This is a genomic window from Agromyces aureus (genome assembly GCF_001660485.1).
GTDB lineage: Bacteria > Actinomycetota > Actinomycetes > Actinomycetales > Microbacteriaceae > Agromyces > Agromyces aureus.
Genome location: NZ_CP013979.1, coordinates 4,195,385 through 4,210,719 on the forward strand (window position 1 = coordinate 4,195,385; position 15,335 = coordinate 4,210,719).

The 15,335-nt window shown below is 70.6% G+C and carries 16 protein-coding genes; 5 read left to right on the forward strand and 11 right to left on the reverse strand.

The window, feature by feature from the left end:
• Positions 1–105 precede the first annotated feature (105 nt).
• A complete protein-coding gene (locus ATC03_RS18770) occupies positions 106–612 on the forward strand; it encodes a MarR family winged helix-turn-helix transcriptional regulator (protein ID WP_067880523.1) in 507 nt (168 codons plus the stop codon).
• Between the two features lie 40 nt (positions 613–652).
• Here ATC03_RS18770 and ATC03_RS18775 read toward each other — a convergent pair whose 3' ends face one another.
• The 3 genes from ATC03_RS18775 to ATC03_RS18785 form a co-directional block, all read right to left on the reverse strand.
• Positions 653–1,165, reverse strand: a complete 513-nt coding sequence (locus ATC03_RS18775) for a P-loop nucleotide/nucleoside kinase family protein (RefSeq protein ID WP_198168760.1) — start codon at positions 1,163–1,165, stop codon at positions 653–655.
• Positions 1,166–1,232: 67 nt separating this feature from the next.
• A complete protein-coding gene (locus ATC03_RS18780) occupies positions 1,233–2,282 on the reverse strand; it encodes a zinc-dependent alcohol dehydrogenase family protein (protein ID WP_067880529.1) in 1,050 nt (349 codons plus the stop codon).
• A gap of 47 nt (positions 2,283–2,329) precedes the next feature.
• The gene (locus tag ATC03_RS18785) at positions 2,330–3,886 is read right to left on the reverse strand and encodes a carboxylesterase/lipase family protein (protein ID WP_067880532.1); all 1,557 of its coding nucleotides are present in this window, start codon (positions 3,884–3,886) and stop codon (positions 2,330–2,332) included.
• Between the two features lie 116 nt (positions 3,887–4,002).
• Between ATC03_RS18785 and ATC03_RS18790 the strand changes: the two genes are divergently transcribed.
• Positions 4,003–5,268, forward strand: coding sequence for an MFS transporter (locus ATC03_RS18790; RefSeq protein ID WP_335622248.1), 1,266 nt, complete (start codon positions 4,003–4,005; stop codon positions 5,266–5,268).
• A 31-nt stretch (positions 5,269–5,299) separates the two neighbouring features.
• Here ATC03_RS18790 and ATC03_RS18795 read toward each other — a convergent pair whose 3' ends face one another.
• The 4 genes from ATC03_RS18795 to ATC03_RS18810 form a co-directional block, all read right to left on the reverse strand.
• A complete protein-coding gene (locus tag ATC03_RS18795) occupies positions 5,300–5,773 on the reverse strand; it encodes an aromatic ring-opening dioxygenase LigA (RefSeq protein WP_067880538.1) in 474 nt (157 codons plus the stop codon).
• 102 nt (positions 5,774–5,875) lie between these two features.
• Positions 5,876–7,222 (reverse strand): RNA polymerase sigma factor, encoded by a 1,347-nt coding sequence (locus ATC03_RS18800; protein ID WP_084003628.1) that lies wholly within the window; start codon positions 7,220–7,222, stop codon positions 5,876–5,878.
• Between the two features lie 19 nt (positions 7,223–7,241).
• The gene (locus ATC03_RS18805) at positions 7,242–7,700 is read right to left on the reverse strand and encodes a YciI family protein (protein ID WP_067882605.1); all 459 of its coding nucleotides are present in this window, start codon (positions 7,698–7,700) and stop codon (positions 7,242–7,244) included.
• A gap of 158 nt (positions 7,701–7,858) precedes the next feature.
• Positions 7,859–10,030, reverse strand: coding sequence for an ATP-dependent Clp protease ATP-binding subunit (locus tag ATC03_RS18810; RefSeq protein ID WP_169829233.1), 2,172 nt, complete (start codon positions 10,028–10,030; stop codon positions 7,859–7,861).
• Between the two features lie 201 nt (positions 10,031–10,231).
• Here ATC03_RS18810 and ATC03_RS18815 point away from each other — a divergent pair, with 201 nt between their 5' ends.
• Positions 10,232–11,260 carry an LLM class flavin-dependent oxidoreductase gene (locus tag ATC03_RS18815; RefSeq protein ID WP_067880541.1) on the forward strand — a complete coding sequence of 343 codons (1,029 nt, stop codon included), beginning with the start codon at positions 10,232–10,234 and terminating at the stop codon, positions 11,258–11,260.
• A gap of 3 nt (positions 11,261–11,263) precedes the next feature.
• On the opposite strand, the gene ATC03_RS18820 is transcribed toward ATC03_RS18815, so the two are convergent.
• Complete coding sequence (locus ATC03_RS18820; RefSeq protein WP_067880544.1) at positions 11,264–11,794, reverse strand: hypothetical protein; 531 nt, start codon at positions 11,792–11,794, stop codon at positions 11,264–11,266.
• 209 nt (positions 11,795–12,003) lie between these two features.
• Between ATC03_RS18820 and ATC03_RS18825 the strand changes: the two genes are divergently transcribed.
• Positions 12,004–12,711, forward strand: a complete 708-nt coding sequence (locus ATC03_RS18825; protein WP_067880547.1) for a YceI family protein — start codon at positions 12,004–12,006, stop codon at positions 12,709–12,711.
• Between the two features lie 43 nt (positions 12,712–12,754).
• Positions 12,755–13,195, forward strand: coding sequence for a nitroreductase family deazaflavin-dependent oxidoreductase (locus tag ATC03_RS18830; RefSeq protein ID WP_067880550.1), 441 nt, complete (start codon positions 12,755–12,757; stop codon positions 13,193–13,195).
• Positions 13,196–13,204: 9 nt separating this feature from the next.
• Here the strand turns inward: ATC03_RS18830 and ATC03_RS18835 are convergent, their stop codons facing one another.
• The 3 genes from ATC03_RS18835 to ATC03_RS18845 all read right to left on the reverse strand — a co-directional run bounded on the left by ATC03_RS18835 (position 13,205) and on the right by ATC03_RS18845 (position 15,283).
• Positions 13,205–13,660, reverse strand: coding sequence for a MarR family winged helix-turn-helix transcriptional regulator (locus ATC03_RS18835; protein WP_067882607.1), 456 nt, complete (start codon positions 13,658–13,660; stop codon positions 13,205–13,207).
• 29 nt (positions 13,661–13,689) lie between these two features.
• The gene (locus tag ATC03_RS18840) at positions 13,690–14,172 is read right to left on the reverse strand and encodes a nuclear transport factor 2 family protein (RefSeq protein ID WP_084003629.1); all 483 of its coding nucleotides are present in this window, start codon (positions 14,170–14,172) and stop codon (positions 13,690–13,692) included.
• A gap of 100 nt (positions 14,173–14,272) precedes the next feature.
• Positions 14,273–15,283 (reverse strand): helix-turn-helix transcriptional regulator, encoded by a 1,011-nt coding sequence (locus ATC03_RS18845; protein ID WP_067880553.1) that lies wholly within the window; start codon positions 15,281–15,283, stop codon positions 14,273–14,275.
• Positions 15,284–15,335 lie beyond the last annotated feature (52 nt).

Genomic DNA, 15,335 nt, shown 5'->3' on the forward strand with positions numbered 1-15,335 from the left:
CGGAGGTCGCGCGCCGGCGCCGGCCGCGGCATCCCTCACCCTTCGATTGCGAAGTATTCGATATCGAAATATTAGCAACCGAAGGAGGCGTGCGAGAATTCCCGTATGGCGAAACGGACCTCGAGCGCGCAGGAGCTGCACCGTCGCGCCGTCGCGACCTACGTCAAGGCCGGCGGCGAGGAGTCGGTGCAGCGCGTGATCACCGCCGTGCAGAGCCTCACCAAGAAGCTCGACCAGTGGTACGCGAGGCAGCTCGTCGACCTCGAGGTCACGGGCGGCGAGTGGGCCGTGCTCACCTCGCTCGCCAAGGCCGGCGAGGCGCTCACGCCCAGCCAGCTCGCCGAGCTCACGAACGTCGCGCCGTCGTCGATGACGCACCGCATCGACAAGCTCGTCGAGCGCGGTCTCGTCGAACGCACGCCCGACTCCGAGAACCGCACGCGCATCTTCGTGAGCCTCACGGATGCCGGTTGGCAGCTGTTCAGCGTCGCGATCCGCGGGTCGGATGTCGTCGAGTCCGACGTGCTGCAGGACCTCAGCGACGACGAGCGCGGCGAGCTCGCGCGGCTGCTCGAGGTCGTCATCGCGCGACTCGACGACATCGACGCATAGGGTACTGCCGGTGCCGGCCCGGATCAGGACCGGACGAGACTCACCTGGCCCAGCGGACCACCTCGAGCGGTCCCTCATCGGACGTCGGCGGTTCGAACCTCTCGAAGTACTCGGTGGCCGACTGTTCGGTGAGCGGCCAATCGTCGGCCGACCTGCCGTGTCGGTCACCGACACGACTCAGGATGGTCACGAGACTCGTCGCGAGGTACGCGGTCTCGGGCACGATGCCCTGGGGTGCGAGCACCGCGCGGTACTCATCGCGTTGTCGCCGGAACCAGAATCCGAAATCGAGCACCACATCGCTCCCCGCGGCGACCTGGCGCAGCAAGCGCGCCTTCAGGTCTACCGCCACCTCGGCGACCACGTCGGCGGAGGGCATCGTCGTGATCCCGCGATCCCAGAACTCCACCTCGAATGACAATCGCGTCCAACCCTCGCGCTCCAGGCGCTTGGCGTAGGTGGTCTTTCCGGCACCACCCGGCCCGCACATCATCACGACGCGGGGTCGGAGAACCGTGTTCTGTGTCACCGGGCCGAGGGTACGCTCCGCCACTGACGTCGAGATGTCGAACGCTCCGCCCGTCGCCGGTCCGGATCGGGTCGAACGTGATCCGCAAGCCCTACGGCTGGAGCATGACCTTGACGGCGCGGCGCTCGTCCATGGCGGCGTACGCCTCGGCCGCCTCGACGAGGGGCAGCTTCAGGTCGAACACGCGGCCCGGCTCGATCGCACCCGAGAGCACGTCGGGCAGCAGCTCCTCGATGTAGCCGCGCACGGGGGCGACGCCGCCGTTCACACCGACATTGCGTCCGAACAACGCGCGCACGGGCAGCTCGGGCCCGCCGTTCGGCACGCCGACGTATCCGACCATGCCGCCGGGGCGGGCCGAGCGGATCGCCTGGTCCATCGACTCCTTGGTGCCCACGCACTCGAGCACGCGGTCGGCTCCGATGCCCTCGGTGAGCGCCTTCACGGCGGCGACGCCGTCGTCGCCGCGCTCGGCGACGATGTGGGTGGCGCCGAATGCGCGCGCGAGCTCCTGCCGATCGGCGTGCCGCGACATCGCGATGATCGTGGTCGCCCCGAGGCGCTTCGCGGCGATGACCGCGCAGAGCCCGACGGCGCCGTCGCCGACGACCACGACGGAATCGCCCGGTTGCACGCCCGCCGAGACGGCCGCGTGGTGGCCGGTGCCCATGACGTCGCTGAGCGTCAGGAGTCCGGGCACCATGTCGGCGGTGACCTCCTCGCGGACCGGAACCAGCGTGCCGTCGGCGAGGGGCACTCGCACGCGTTCGCCCTGACCGGCATCCGCGAACCCGCCGAGGCGGTCGTCGCTGCCCCACCACCCGCCGTTCAGGCACGACGTGCTGACGCCGTTGCGGCAGTTCACGCACGTGTTGTCGCACACGTAGAACGGCGCGATCACGAAGTCGCCGACCTCGATGAGGCTCACGTCGTCGCCGACGGCCTCGACCACGCCTACGAACTCGTGGCCGATGCGATGCGGCTCGTCGGTGGGCGTGACCCCGCGGTACGGCCAGAGGTCGGAACCGCAGACGCACGCGGCCACGACTCGTACGATCGCGTCGCCTCCGGTTGAGAGCACGGGGTCGGGCACGGTCTCGACGCGGATGTCGCGGGCGGCGTGGATCACGGTGGCGAGCATGGGTCGAGCCTACGCTCGGGGTCGAGCGCTGGGGAGGTGCCGGCGGCTCAGACGTGGGGGACGAACTCCTGCCAGGCGAGGCGCTTCTCGCGGCGCGGGTCGGCCTCGACCCGGTCGGTCGCGTCGAAGACGAGGGTGCGCCGCATCCGCTCGTCGTATCGCGGCCAGCCGTCGAGGGGCGCCCCGGACACGGCGAACGCCGCCCAGTGCGCCTGCATGCGTCGTCCGACCCGGCGGTAGAGGCGACGCCCGCCGAGCAGTGTGAGCCCTGCGCCGGTCAGCGTGTCGAACTTCTCGAACAGGGCGAACAGCTCGAGGCCGTGGGTCGCGTCGAGACCCATGAGCCGCGGCATCCGCGGAGCCGCATCGAACCGGTAGCAGCAGACCGGCGCGTACCGCGAGTGCCGTTCGGCGACCTTGACCGACGGGAACCAGAACGTGAAGTCGCCCGCGAAGTCGGCGGCCGGGCGCCGTTCGGGCAGGCCAGGATACTGGCGCTTGATCGCCTTGCGGGACTTCTTGCGCGTGTTCGCGAAGATCGCGCGGATGCGCGGCTTCGTCGTGGGCAGGATGCTGATGCGCCCCACGAAGAGCGACCCTTCGCGGTCGTTCGTGCCGATGATGAGCGGGATGCGGTGCGCGGTGCCGTCGCGGAACGCGTCGAGCGGGCGAACCGGCAGGAACTCGCCGTCGATGACGGGAGCGAGGCTGATGGTGCCGGGGTTCTCGTCGGGAGTGCGCTGCGCCAGCAGGGTCGTCGCCTCGGCGAGCACGCTCGGGTCGGCCGCGAGCAGCATCGCCGCGGCGTCCTCTCCGGAATCGGTCTCGAGGTCGTCGTCGTCGACCAGGCGGCTGAGCGTGCTCACGTACTCGGCGGCCCAGCGGGCGGCGACCTCGGGCAGGTAGACGGCGTTCGCGGGCGAGCTCTGCGCGATCGCCCGCGAGAAGAGTCCCTCGGCCGCGGGCACGGCCATGAGCGTCGTGACCGAGTTCGCCCCCGACGACTCGCCGAAGAGCGTGACGCGGTCGGGGTCGCCCCCGAACGCGGCGATGTTGCGCCGCACCCACTCGAGCGCGGCGACCTGGTCGCGGAGCCCGACATTGACGTCGAACGGATGCCGCGGGCCGGCGTACGCGCGGAAGTCCAGCCAGCCGAGGGCCCCGAGCCGATAGTTCAGGCTCACGTAGACGACGCCGTGCCGCCGCACGAGCGTCTCGCCCTGTCGCGGGTACTCGTCGGAGGATCCGACGCTGTACGCGCCGCCGTGCAGGAACACCATCACCGGACGCGACCCGCCGCCCGCGGCATCCGGTGCCGTGATGTTCAGGCGCAGGCAGTCCTCACTGCGCGGGAGTCGCGGATTGGCGCCGATGAACTGGCCCCGGCGATTCTGAGGTGCGACCGGGCCGAAGTCGGCCGCGTCGCGCACGCCCGCCCAGGCGTCGGGCGCGACCGGCGCGCGGAACCGGCGATCGCCGCCGGTGGGGCCCGCGTACGGGATGCCGCGCCACATGCGCAGGCCCCGCCGACGGACCCCCCGCACCGCACCGGCGTCGGTCTCGACGATCAGGTCGTCGGTGCGGACGCCACCCTCCACGAGCATGCGGGGAGCCTAGCCGCCGATGGTGAACGCCGCGCTTCGGGTGCGCGAACACGGGTGCGGCATGTCGGTGGCGGATGCCGGTGCCGGATGTCGGTGGCATGCGACAGGATGCACGGGTGAACGGAATCCGCGGCTTCTGGCGCGCCCTGCCGACCGAGGGTCGGTGGCTGCTCTCGACCGTCGCGATCCAGACGCTCGGGCGCGGGCTCACGCTGCCGTTCACGATCATCTACCTGCACGAGGTGCGCGGGTTCGACCTCGCGCTCTCTGGCACGCTCATGGGGCTCATCGCCGTCGTCGGACTCATCGTCACCGGCCCGGGCGGCAGCCTCATCGACCGGTACGGCGCCCGGACCATCCTGATCATCGGGCTCGCCTCGATGATCGCCGGCTGCACGCTGCTCGCGTTCGCGACGAACCCGGGCGTGGCCGCCGTCGGCCTCGTGCTCATCGGCGTGAACTTCGGCGTCTCGTGGCCGGGGTTCAACGCGCTCATCGCGAGCGTCGTCAGCGGCGACCTGCGGCAGCAGTACTTCGGCATCAACTTCGCGCTCGTCAACCTCGGCATCGGCATCGGCGGGGTGATCGGCGGCTTCTACGTGAACGTCGAGGCGCCCGAGACGTTCACGGTGATCTTCCTCGTCGACGCCGCGAGCTGCCTCATTCCCGTGGCGCTGCTGCTCGGGCCGCTGCGGCACGTGCGCACCCAGTCCGTCGCACCCGCCGGCGAGACCGGCGAGGCGAGCGGCTACCTGCAGATCATCCGGCGACCAGCCGTGATCTGGGTGAGCCTGCTGACCTTCGTCGCGATGTTCGTGGGATACGGGCAGATGGAGGGCGGCTTTCCGGCGTTCGCACGCCAGGTCGCCGAGGTGCCGACCAGCACGATCGGCTTCGCGTTCGCCGCGAACACCCTCGTGATCGTGCTGTTCCAGTTCTCGGTGCTGAAGTGGATCTCGGGCAAGCGTCGCACGCGCGTGATGTGGATCATGGCGCTCGTGTGGGCGGCCTCCTGGCTGCTGCTCGGCGCCACCGGTCTCGTGCCCGACACCATCGCGGCCTCGATCGGCGTGATCGCGTTCATGAGCGTCTTCGCATTCGGAGAGACGCTGCTGCAGCCCACGGTTCCGGCCGTCTACAACGACCTCGCGTCAGACCACAACCGCGGCCGCTACAACGCCGTCAACGCCGCCGCCTTCCAGGGCGGCGCGATCGCAGGGCCGATCGCCGCCGGCTTGCTGCTCGATCACGGCCTGCATGCCGTCTTCATCGGCGTGATGGTCGTCTGCTGCCTCGGCATCGGTGTCATGGCGCTCGCACTGGAGCGGCGCATCACGCCGAGCGTCAACGGCGTCGTCGAGACGCAGCCCGCCGTCGACTGAGGTTCGGTGGCGAGGGCGGCACCGGGTGGGCCTAGATGGTCGCGTTCTTCGGAAGTGGCGGCACGATCGTGCGCAGCGACCAGCCGAACAGCACGAACATGGCGCCGACGGCGCCCGCGAACAGCGCGACGCCGAACGCGACGACCGAGGTGAACAACGACGCGCGCAGGAACGACGCGTTCATGACGGTGGTGCGCACCGGGTCGTCCTGATCGAGCTCGGCGTACGTCTTGCCGCCGCCGATCTCCTCAGCGTGCATGGCGATGACGCCCGCCTGGACGAAGGCGTCGATCGGGCCGTTCACGGTCTCGCCGGCGAGGATGGGCGCGTCGTCGGGAATGACGATGTTCTCGGCGCTCAGCTGGTTCGACACCGAAGCCCACGCCACGATCGCGACGACGATGAGCAGGATGCCGCCGATGATCGCCGCCAGGCCGGTCAGGCGCACCACGTTGACCTGCGTGCGGTTGAGCACGGCGCCGCCGGTCTCGAAATTCTCCGTCATGTCATCCCCCCGAATGCCGATGTATTCGGCTCCACCGTATCGGTCACGGAGGCAGGGATGGAAGAGCGGGGCCACGGCGCGTCGCCCAGAACCGCGCGGATCTCAGAGCTTCGCGGCCTTCGCGAGCAGGCTCTCGCGTTCGCGCTCGTTGCCCGTCAGGCGGGCCGCCCGCTCGAGCTCGACGCGCGCCTCTGCGGCACGGCCGAGGCGCGAGAGGAGCTCCCCTCGCACGGCGGGCAGCCCGGGATACCCCGCGAGCCGGCCGGTGGCCGCGAGCTCGTCGACGACGAGCAGCGCCGACGCCGGCCCCGTCGACATGGCGATCGCGACCGCACGGTTGAGGTCGACCACCGGCGAGGGCGCGATGCGTCCGAGCGCCTCGTAGAGCAGCACGATGTGCGCCCAGTCGGTCTCGTCGACCGACGGCGCGATCGCGTGCTGCTCGGCGATCGCGGCCTGCAGGCCGTACGCGGCACGTCCGCGGCCGATGCCGTCCGCCCTGGCGAGCGCGGTGCGTCCACGGCCCAGCTGCGCACGGTCCCAACGCGTGCGGTCCTGCTCGTCGAGGGGGATCGCCGATCCGTCGGGCGCCGTGCGCGCCGGGAACCGCGCCGCCGTGAACTCCATGAGCGCCACGAGCGACCACGCCTCGGGCTCGCGCGGCATCAGGCCCGCGACGACTCGGGCGAGGCGCAGGGCCTCGTTCGAGACATCCGCCCGCACCCATTCGGTGCCCGACGCGGGCAGGTACCCCTCGTTGAAGACGAGGTAGAGCACCTGCAGCACCGACGCGAGCCGCGCCGGGTACTCGTTCGGCTCGGGCACCTCGAACGGCACGTTCGCGGCCGCGAGGGTCTTCTTGGCCCGCACGATGCGCTGCTGGATCGTCGCGGTCGGCACGAGGAAGGCCCGCGCGATCTCCTCGCTCGAGAGGCCGCCGACGATGCGCAGCGTGAGGGCGATCTGGGCCTCGCGCGAGAGCACGGGATGGCACGACACGAAGATCAGGCGCAGCACGTCGTCGTCGATCGTGTCGGGGTCCCAGAAGACGTCGGATGCCGCGGCGCCGCCCTGCTCGAGGTCGCGCGCCATGGCCGCGTACCGCTCGTCGAGCCGCTCGCGCCGCCGCCACCCGTCGATCGCGCGGCGTTTGGCGACCGCGGTGAGCCAGGCGCCCGGGTTGTTCGGCACACCTTCGGCGGGCCACTGGCGCAACGCCTCGACGAGGGCCTCCTGCGCCAGGTCTTCAGCCTGGCCGACGTCGCCGACGAAGCGGGTCAGGGTCGCGACGATGCGCGCGGACTCGATGCGCCAGACCGCGGCGACGGCGCGACGGGCGCGGTCGGCGGACGTACGACCCGCATCGACGGCCGTCGCCGGGTCGGCCTCACCGGCCGCCCCGGCGGCATCGGCCGTCCCGGCCGCACCCGCGGCATCCGTTGCTCCCATGGTGGCGACCCGAGGCCGGTCAGTCGGCGCGACGCTCGGCGGCAGCCGCTGCCGATGCCTTGATGGCGGCATCGGAGTCCTCGCGCCAGCCGGCCTCCTTCTGGATCCACTCGTTGTCCTGGGGGAAGTCCTCGAGCTCGGTCACGCGTCGCACCTCGAGCTTCGAGCCCGGGCCGAGCGGGCAACGCTTCGCCCACTCCGCGGCTTCCTCAGCACTCGACGCCTGGATGATCCAGAAGCCGTTGAAGAGCTCCTTGGTCTCGCCGTAGGGGCCGTCGGTCACGACCGGGGGCGTGGTGTCGAAGTCGACGACGAAGCCCTCCTTCGCGTCGGTCAGCCCCTCGCCGCCGAGCAGCACGCCCGCCTTGATGAGCGACTCGTTGTATGCGCCCATGGCCGCGATGACCTCGGTGAAATCGAGCTGCTCGTAGGCCTCGACGGCCGCATCGTTCGAGCGCATGATCAGCATGTACTTCACGGTGTTCTCCTCGTTCGGGTGTGGCCGGGTGGCCGATTCGAAGGGGGCCGATGTGCCCGCCTCACTCATGCGTCGAACGAGCGGATGCCGGATCGACACGAGGTCGAGAAAAACTTCTCGGGATCCGACATCCGCTCGTTCGGGCCTGCTCTCGGACGCTACTGCTCGCCCCGATCGGCCCGCTGCACGCTCAACGCCTCGCCCGAGGAATCGAGCGCCACGACGACCGCATCGCCGTCGCGGATGCCGCCGGCGAGGAGCGCCCTCGCGAGCCGGTCGTCGATCTCGCGCTGCATGAGGCGGCGCAGCGGGCGCGCGCCGTAGAGCGGGTCGTAGCCGCGCTCGGCGAGCCAGGCCCTGGCGTCGGGCGTCACGGCGAGCTCGAGGCGCCGCTCGTGCAGTCTCGCCGACAGGCGGTCGACGTAGAGGTTCACGATCTCGGCGAGCTCCTCCCGCGTGAGCGCGGAGAACACGACGAGGTCGTCGAGCCGGTTGACGAACTCTGGCTTGAAGGACTGCCGCACGGCCTGCATCACCGCGTCCTCCTTCTGCTCCCACGAGAGGGTCGGATCGACGAGGTACTGCGAGCCGAGGTTCGACGTGAGGATCATGATGACGTTGCGGAAGTCGACCGTTCGGCCCTGGCCGTCGGTCAGGCGACCGTCGTCGAGCACCTGCAGCAGCACGTCGAAGACCTCGGGGTGCGCCTTCTCGACCTCGTCGAAGAGCACCACGGAGTACGGCCGACGACGCACCGCCTCGGTGAGCTGGCCGCCCTGGTCGTAGCCGACGTAGCCCGGAGGGGCGCCGACGAGCCGAGAGACCGAGAACTTCTCGCCGTACTCCGACATGTCGATGCGCACCATGGCGCGCTCGTCGTCGAAGAGGAACTCGGCGAGCGCCCTGGCGAGCTCGGTCTTGCCGACGCCGGTCGGGCCGAGGAAGAGGAACGAACCGGTCGGGCGGTTCGGGTCGCTGATGCCCGCACGCGTGCGGCGCACGGCGTCGGCGACGGCCGCGACGGCGCGCTTCTGGCCGATGAGCCGCTTGCCGAGCTCGCGCTCGAGGTGCAGCAGCTTCTCGGTCTCGCCCTGCAGCAGCCGGCCGACCGGGATGCCGGTCCACGCGGCGATCACGGCGGCGATGTCCTCGTCGGTGACCTGCTCGTTGACCATGCGCGGCTCGTCGGTCGCGACCGACTCGGCCCGCTCGGCCTCGACGAGGTCGCGCTGCAGGCGTGCGATCGTCTCGTACTCGAGCCGCGATGCCGTGGCGTAGTCGGCCTCGCGCATCGCGCGATCGCGGGCGGTCACCGCCTCGTCGAGCTGCTTCTTCAGGTCGCCGACGCGGTTCAGCGACATCCGCTCGCGCGACCAGCGCTCTTCGAGGGCGGCCAGCTCGCGCTCCTTGCCGACGAGCGTCTCGCGCAGCTTCGCGAGGCGCTCCTTCGAGGCGTCGTCCTTCTCCTTCTTGAGCGCGAGCTCCTCGATCTTCATGCGGTCGACCTCGCGCTTGAGCTGGTCGATCACGATCGGGCTCGAGTCGATCTCCATCTTGAGGCGCGACATGGCCTCGTCGACGAGGTCGATCGCCTTGTCGGGCAGCTGGCGCGACGTGATGTAGCGATTGCTGAGGGATGCCGCGGCGACGAGAGCGGCATCCGTGATCGTCACGCCGTGGTGGGCCTCGTAGCGGCCCTTGAGCCCGCGGAGGATCGCGACCGTGTCTTCGACGGACGGCTCGCCGACGTACACCTGCTGGAAGCGGCGTTCGAGGGCGGCATCCTTCTCGATGTACTCGCGGTACTCGTCGAGCGTGGTGGCGCCGATGAGACGCAGCTCGCCGCGCGCGAGCATGGGCTTCAGCATGTTGGACGCCGCGACGGAGCCCTCGCCTCCGCCGGCGCCCATGAGCAGGTGCAGCTCGTCGACGAACGTGATGACCTCGCCGTCGGACTCGTCGATCTCTTTCAGGACCGCCTTCAGCCGCTCCTCGAACTGGCCGCGGTACATGGCACCGGCGACGAGCGCGGAGATGTCGAGCGAGATGAGCTGCTTGCCCTTGAGCGACTCGGCCACGTCGCCCGCGACGATGCGCTGGGCGAGGCCCTCGACCACGGCGGTCTTGCCGACGCCGGGCTCGCCGATGAGCACGGGGTTGTTCTTGGTGCGACGCGTGAGCACCTGGCTGACACGTCGGATCTCGGCGTCACGGCCGATCACGGGGTCGAGCTTGCCCGCCTTCGCGATCTCGGTGAGGTTGACGCCGTACTGTTCGAGCGCCGACTTCTGCTCCTCCTGCGAGTTCGGCGCGCCTTGCATGTTGGCCACTCGTGACTCCCTTCGTTTCCAAACTTGAGTGTACTTAACTCAACTTTGCGAAGTGCGGTGATATTCCGGCCGGCGCCGGACCAGAACGGCCCCAACACAAGCGAGAACCGGCCCCGCCATTCAAGGTAGACGGATGCCGCGGCGACCGCCATCACCTCCATGCAACGGAATGGACCCCGCCCCGCGCGCGTTGGACCAGGCATGCAACGCTTCGGAACCCTCTCGTTCGGCCACTACGGACACCTCGGCGGCGGGCGGGAGCTCTCAGCCGGCGACTCGCTGCTGCAGGCCATCGACCTCGCGCAGGGCATGGACGAGCTCGGCGTCAACGGCGCGTACTTCCGCGTGCACCACTTCGCACGGCAGCAGGCCTCGCCCATGCCGCTGCTCGCCGCGATCGCCGCGCGCACGCAGCACATCGAGGTCGGCACCGGCGTCATCGACATGCGCTACGAGAACCCCCTGCATCTCGCCGAGGAGGCCGCCGCGGTCGACCTCATCTCGGGCGGCCGACTCGCGCTCGGCGTGAGCCGTGGATCACCCGAGTCGGTCGTGCGCGGCTACGAGGCCTTCGGCTACACCGGATCGCAGGATCCTCGCGGCGCCGATCTCGCGCGCAAGCACTTCGACCGGTTCCTGCAGGCCGTCGAGGGCAAGGGCCTCGCCGAGCGCGACCCGTCGTCGCCGTTCGGCGGCGGCCACGGCCTGCAGCGCGTCGAGCCGTACTCGCCGGGACTCCGTTCGCGCATCTGGTGGGGCGCCGGCAATCGCGACTCGGCCGAGTGGGCGGGTCGCGCCGGCGTGAACCTCATGTCGTCGACCCTGCTGACCGAGGACCGCGGCATCCCGTTCGACGAACTGCAGGCGCAGCAGATCCAGGCGTTCCGCGAGGCGTGGCGCGAGGCAGGGCACCCCGGCGAGCCGCGCACCTCGGTGAGCCGCTCGATCTTCCCGATCACGACCGCAGAGGACGAGCTGTACTTCGGCGGTCGACAGGGCGACGACGGCGTCGGCATGATCGACGGCATGCGCTCGACCTTCGGCAAGACCTATGCGGGCACGCCCGACAAGCTCGTCGAGCAGCTCCAGCAGGACGCCGCGATCCGCGAGGCCGACACGCTCATGCTGACGATCCCGAGCCAGTTGGGCGTCGCCTTCAACCTGCGACTCATCGAGGCCTTCGCGACGCACGTCGCGCCGAGTCTGGGGTGGGAGCCGGCGAACCGCTGAAGCTCAGCGTTCCAGGTCGACCGCGAGCATGGTCGTGCGCATGAGTCCGCCCGGCGTCGGGATCTCGTAGCGCACGGGCATGCCCGGATGCGCGAGCGCGAACCAGAACGTCATGATGCTCGCGTCGTCGCCCTCACCGTGCCGCACCTCGTAGCGCAGGCAGTCGAGCGTGCCGAGCGGCGACGCCAGCACGACGGAGGTCCGAGCCGTGGCTTCGGCCGGGAACGCCGCGTGCTCCTGCAGCTCGCGCCACGTGACCCGCTCGCTCGTGACCTCGCCGTCGGGCTCACCGGCAGCGTCGAGTCGCCACTGCTCGAGCGTCGCCCCCTCGTCGTCGAGGTCGACGAAGCGGTTCACGCGCTCGAAGCGCTCTCCGCCCGGCATCTCGACCAGCAGCCTGATGCGCTTGCCGGATCCGCTCGCCGCCCGGATCTCGCCGGCCGTGAACGGCGTGGGCAGCAGCCCCGGCCCCAGCAGGTGCGGTTCGGTCGCCTGCTCGCCGGCGGCGGCCGGATCGACGGAATCATCGCTCATGGCGCCAGTCTGCGACATCCGCTCAGGTCGCGAAAGGGCGAGCGGATGCCGCGGGCCGGGCGCGCCCTACCCCATCGCCCCGACGACCGGAACGCCTCGGGCGTATTTCTGGCGAATTCAATGCGTTCTCATACGAACGGGCGTCATGCTCGTGTCCAGAGCACGACGACGACGACGTACGAACCACGACGAACCCCCGGGGGCCCGCCATGCAGAAGCGCACGAAGATCATCACCGCCTCGATCGTGGCGGGGGTGCTGGTGCTCGGCGCGACCGCCGCCATCGCCGGCCCGATCGTCTACCGCGACCTCATCGTCGGCCCGGCCGCCGACGCGCCGACGGTCACGGCGACCCCGAACCCGAGTGCGGATGCCGGTTCGGGCGACGCCGCGGGCGACCTCACGGGCTCATGGTCGGTCACCGACGGCTCGTTCGCGGGCTACCGCGTCGACGAGGTGCTGAACGGCACGGACGTCACGGTCGTCGGCCGCACCGCGCAGGTGACCGGCACGCTCGCCATCGCCGACACGACCCTCGAATCGGCCGAGATCACCGTCGACGTCGCCTCGATCGAGACCGACAGCTCGAACCGCGACGACTACTTCCGCCAGAACGCCGTGCGCGTCGACGAGAACCCGACGGCCACGTTCGTGCTGACCGATGCGGTCGTGAGCGACGGCGCACCCGCCGTCGGCGAGGTGCAGACGATCCAGGCGACCGGTGACCTCACGCTCGCGGGCGTGACGCGGAGCGTGACGGTCGAGCTCCAGGCCGTGCTGAACGGCGCGACCGGACAGGTCGCGGGCAGCATCCCGATCACGTTCGCCGACTTCGGCGTCGAGGCGCCGAACCTCGGATTCGTGTCGGTCGAGCCCGACGGCTTCGTCGAGTTCTCGTTGGAGCTCGCCCGCGCGTAGCACTGCAGCGGCTAGCGTGAAAGCACCGACCGACGGAGGAAGCATGCCACTCGAAGGCGACTACGCACCGAGCAGCGCGGGCTGGGCCCGCAAGCAGGCCGAGGCCTACGAGGCGAGCGACGGCGCCGAGGCGAGCACGCTGCGCGGCAAGCCGGTGATCGTGCTCACGACCATCGGCGCCAAGAGCGGCAACCTCCGCAAGACGGCCCTCATGCGCGTCGAGCACGAGGGCGAGTACGCCGTGGTCGCGTCGCTCGGCGGCGCGCCGAAGCATCCGGTCTGGTACTGGAACCTGCTCGCGCACCCGCACGTCGAACTGCAGGACGGCGCCGAGAAGCACGACTACGAGGCCCGCGAGCTCGAGGGCGCCGAACGCGAGGAGTGGTGGGCGCGCGCGGTCGATGCCTGGCCCGACTACGCGAACTACCAGGCCAAGACCGATCGGGTGATCCCGGTCTTCGCGCTCACGCGCGTGGTGCTCTGAGCCGGTCGCTCACTCGGCGCGATCGCCCGGCGAGGCGATCACGAGGCGCAGGAGCCTGACCAGTTCCGACTGCTCCTGGGCACTGAGCCGAGCCAGCAGCGTGCGTTGCGCACCGTCGACCGCGAGGTCGAGGCCTGCCCGCGCCGCCGCTCCGGCCTTCGTGATCGTCACGGTGTTGCGACGACGGTCTCGTTCGTCGGGCGTTCGCCTGACGAGGGCGGATGCCTCGAGCTCGCCGAGCACGCCGTGCAGGTCGCTGCGGTCGATGCCGAGTCGCCGCCCCAGCTCGGCCTGGCTCACCGAGCCGGACTCCGTCAGTGCGTGGAGCACCGCGTAGTGGTGCTTGCGCATGCCGTGGAGCGCGAGCGCGCCGCCGACGACCCGCGCGCCGACGCCGGCGGCCCTGCTGAGGAGCCAGCTCGGCAGCCCGGTGAGGTGCTCGGGCGGGTGCGCCTGCTCCCGCATGGCCGATTCGGATGGTTCGGTACCCGGGTTCATGCGGCGGCCGTGCGCCACACGGGCGCGACCTGCAGCTCGGTGAAGCGCCAGCCGGCATCCGTCTTCTGCGCGCCGAAGCGGTAGACGGCCCCGAGCACCTGCACCGGTACGCCGTCGGCGTGCGCGAAGTGTGCGGTGAGGTTGGCCCGGATGCGGGCCGAGCGAACGCCGTCGGCCGCGTCGTGAGCGGGTTCGACGAGCACGTTCGTCATGACGTGGTGCAGGCGCTCGTACCCCACGTGGTTGCGGGTGGCCTGCGCCACGACCGCGTCGCGCCCCTCGGCCGTGCCGCCGGGCGTGCGCGCGGTCGCGTCGGCCGTGAAGAGTCCGGCGAGCACGTCGAAGCGGTGCTCGTCGAGCGCGGCGCCGAGCCGTGACACGAGGTCGGTGAGTTCGGCGCGGTCGTCGGCCGCGAGGGCGGGGAGGGCGGGGAGGGCGGGCGCGGCGACCCCTGTGGTGGTGTCAGCTGAACGGGTCATGGTCGGCTCCTCGCATTGTTGGTAGTGCCAACGTTGGTTCAACCAACGATAGCGTCGGGCGACCGTTGACGCAATGCCGAAACGGCTCTGCCGAGGCGACTCATCCCGTCGCGCCCGCAATCGCGCGCCCGTACCGGTCGGCGAGCACGGCGACGTGCTCGACCAGCTCGGGCGGCTCGGTGACGGTGAAGTCGAGGCCCAGCATGCCGATGTAGACCGCGATGATCTCGTAGCTGTCGGCACCCGTGACGAGCACGCAGGTGTCGTCGCCCACGGATTCGACCACGCCGACGGTCGCGTTGATGCGCGAGAGCACCTCGGCGGCCGGCGCAGCCACCGGAATGCGGGCGTGCACCTTCCAGCCCGTCGACGCCACCTCGCGCAGGACGAAGCTCGTGTAGTCCCCGCCGGGCAGCGGCCTGGGCTCGAAGGAGCGGCGCGTCGGCATGCGCGGCTCGATCCAGTCGACGCGGTACGTGCCCCACGCCTCCGAGCCGGGATCACGCCCGACGAGGTACCAGCGGCGCAGCCAGCTCACCAACCGGTACGGCTCGACGAGCTTGCTGCCGTCGCGCGCCGCGGTCGCCGAGGGCGGGAACTCCGCCGGATCGGTGTCGACCCGGTAGTCGAAGCGGATCCACTCCCGGTCGCGGATCGCCGAGGCGATGTGTGCGAGCGTCGCGGAATCGACCTCGGGGTCCTCGACATTGCTGCCGGTGTTCTCCGGCCCGCGGGACATCGCGTCGTGGATGGCCGACACCTGACGGCGGAGGCGATGCGGAAGCACCTGCTCGAGCTTGGTCAGCGCGCGAGCGCTGCTCTCCTCGATGCCGCCCACCCCGACGCCCGCGCGGAGGCCGATCGCGACGGCCACCGCCTCCTCGTCGTCGAGCAGCAGCGGCGGCAGGGTCGCGCCCGCGGCGAGCGTGTAGTGCCCGTCGCGTCCGCGGGCGGCGTCCACCGGATAGCCGAGCTCTCGCAGGCGGTCGATGTCGTTGCGGATCGTGCGCGTGGTCACGCCGAGTCGTTCGGCCAACTCTGACCCCGGCCAACGCGGCCTGGACTGCAGGAGGGAGAGCAGTGCGAGCAGCCTTGCCGAGGTTTCCAACATGCATCCAAGTATCCCGAATTACAGGAATCAAGTGTTCCTATATGGGTTCTAC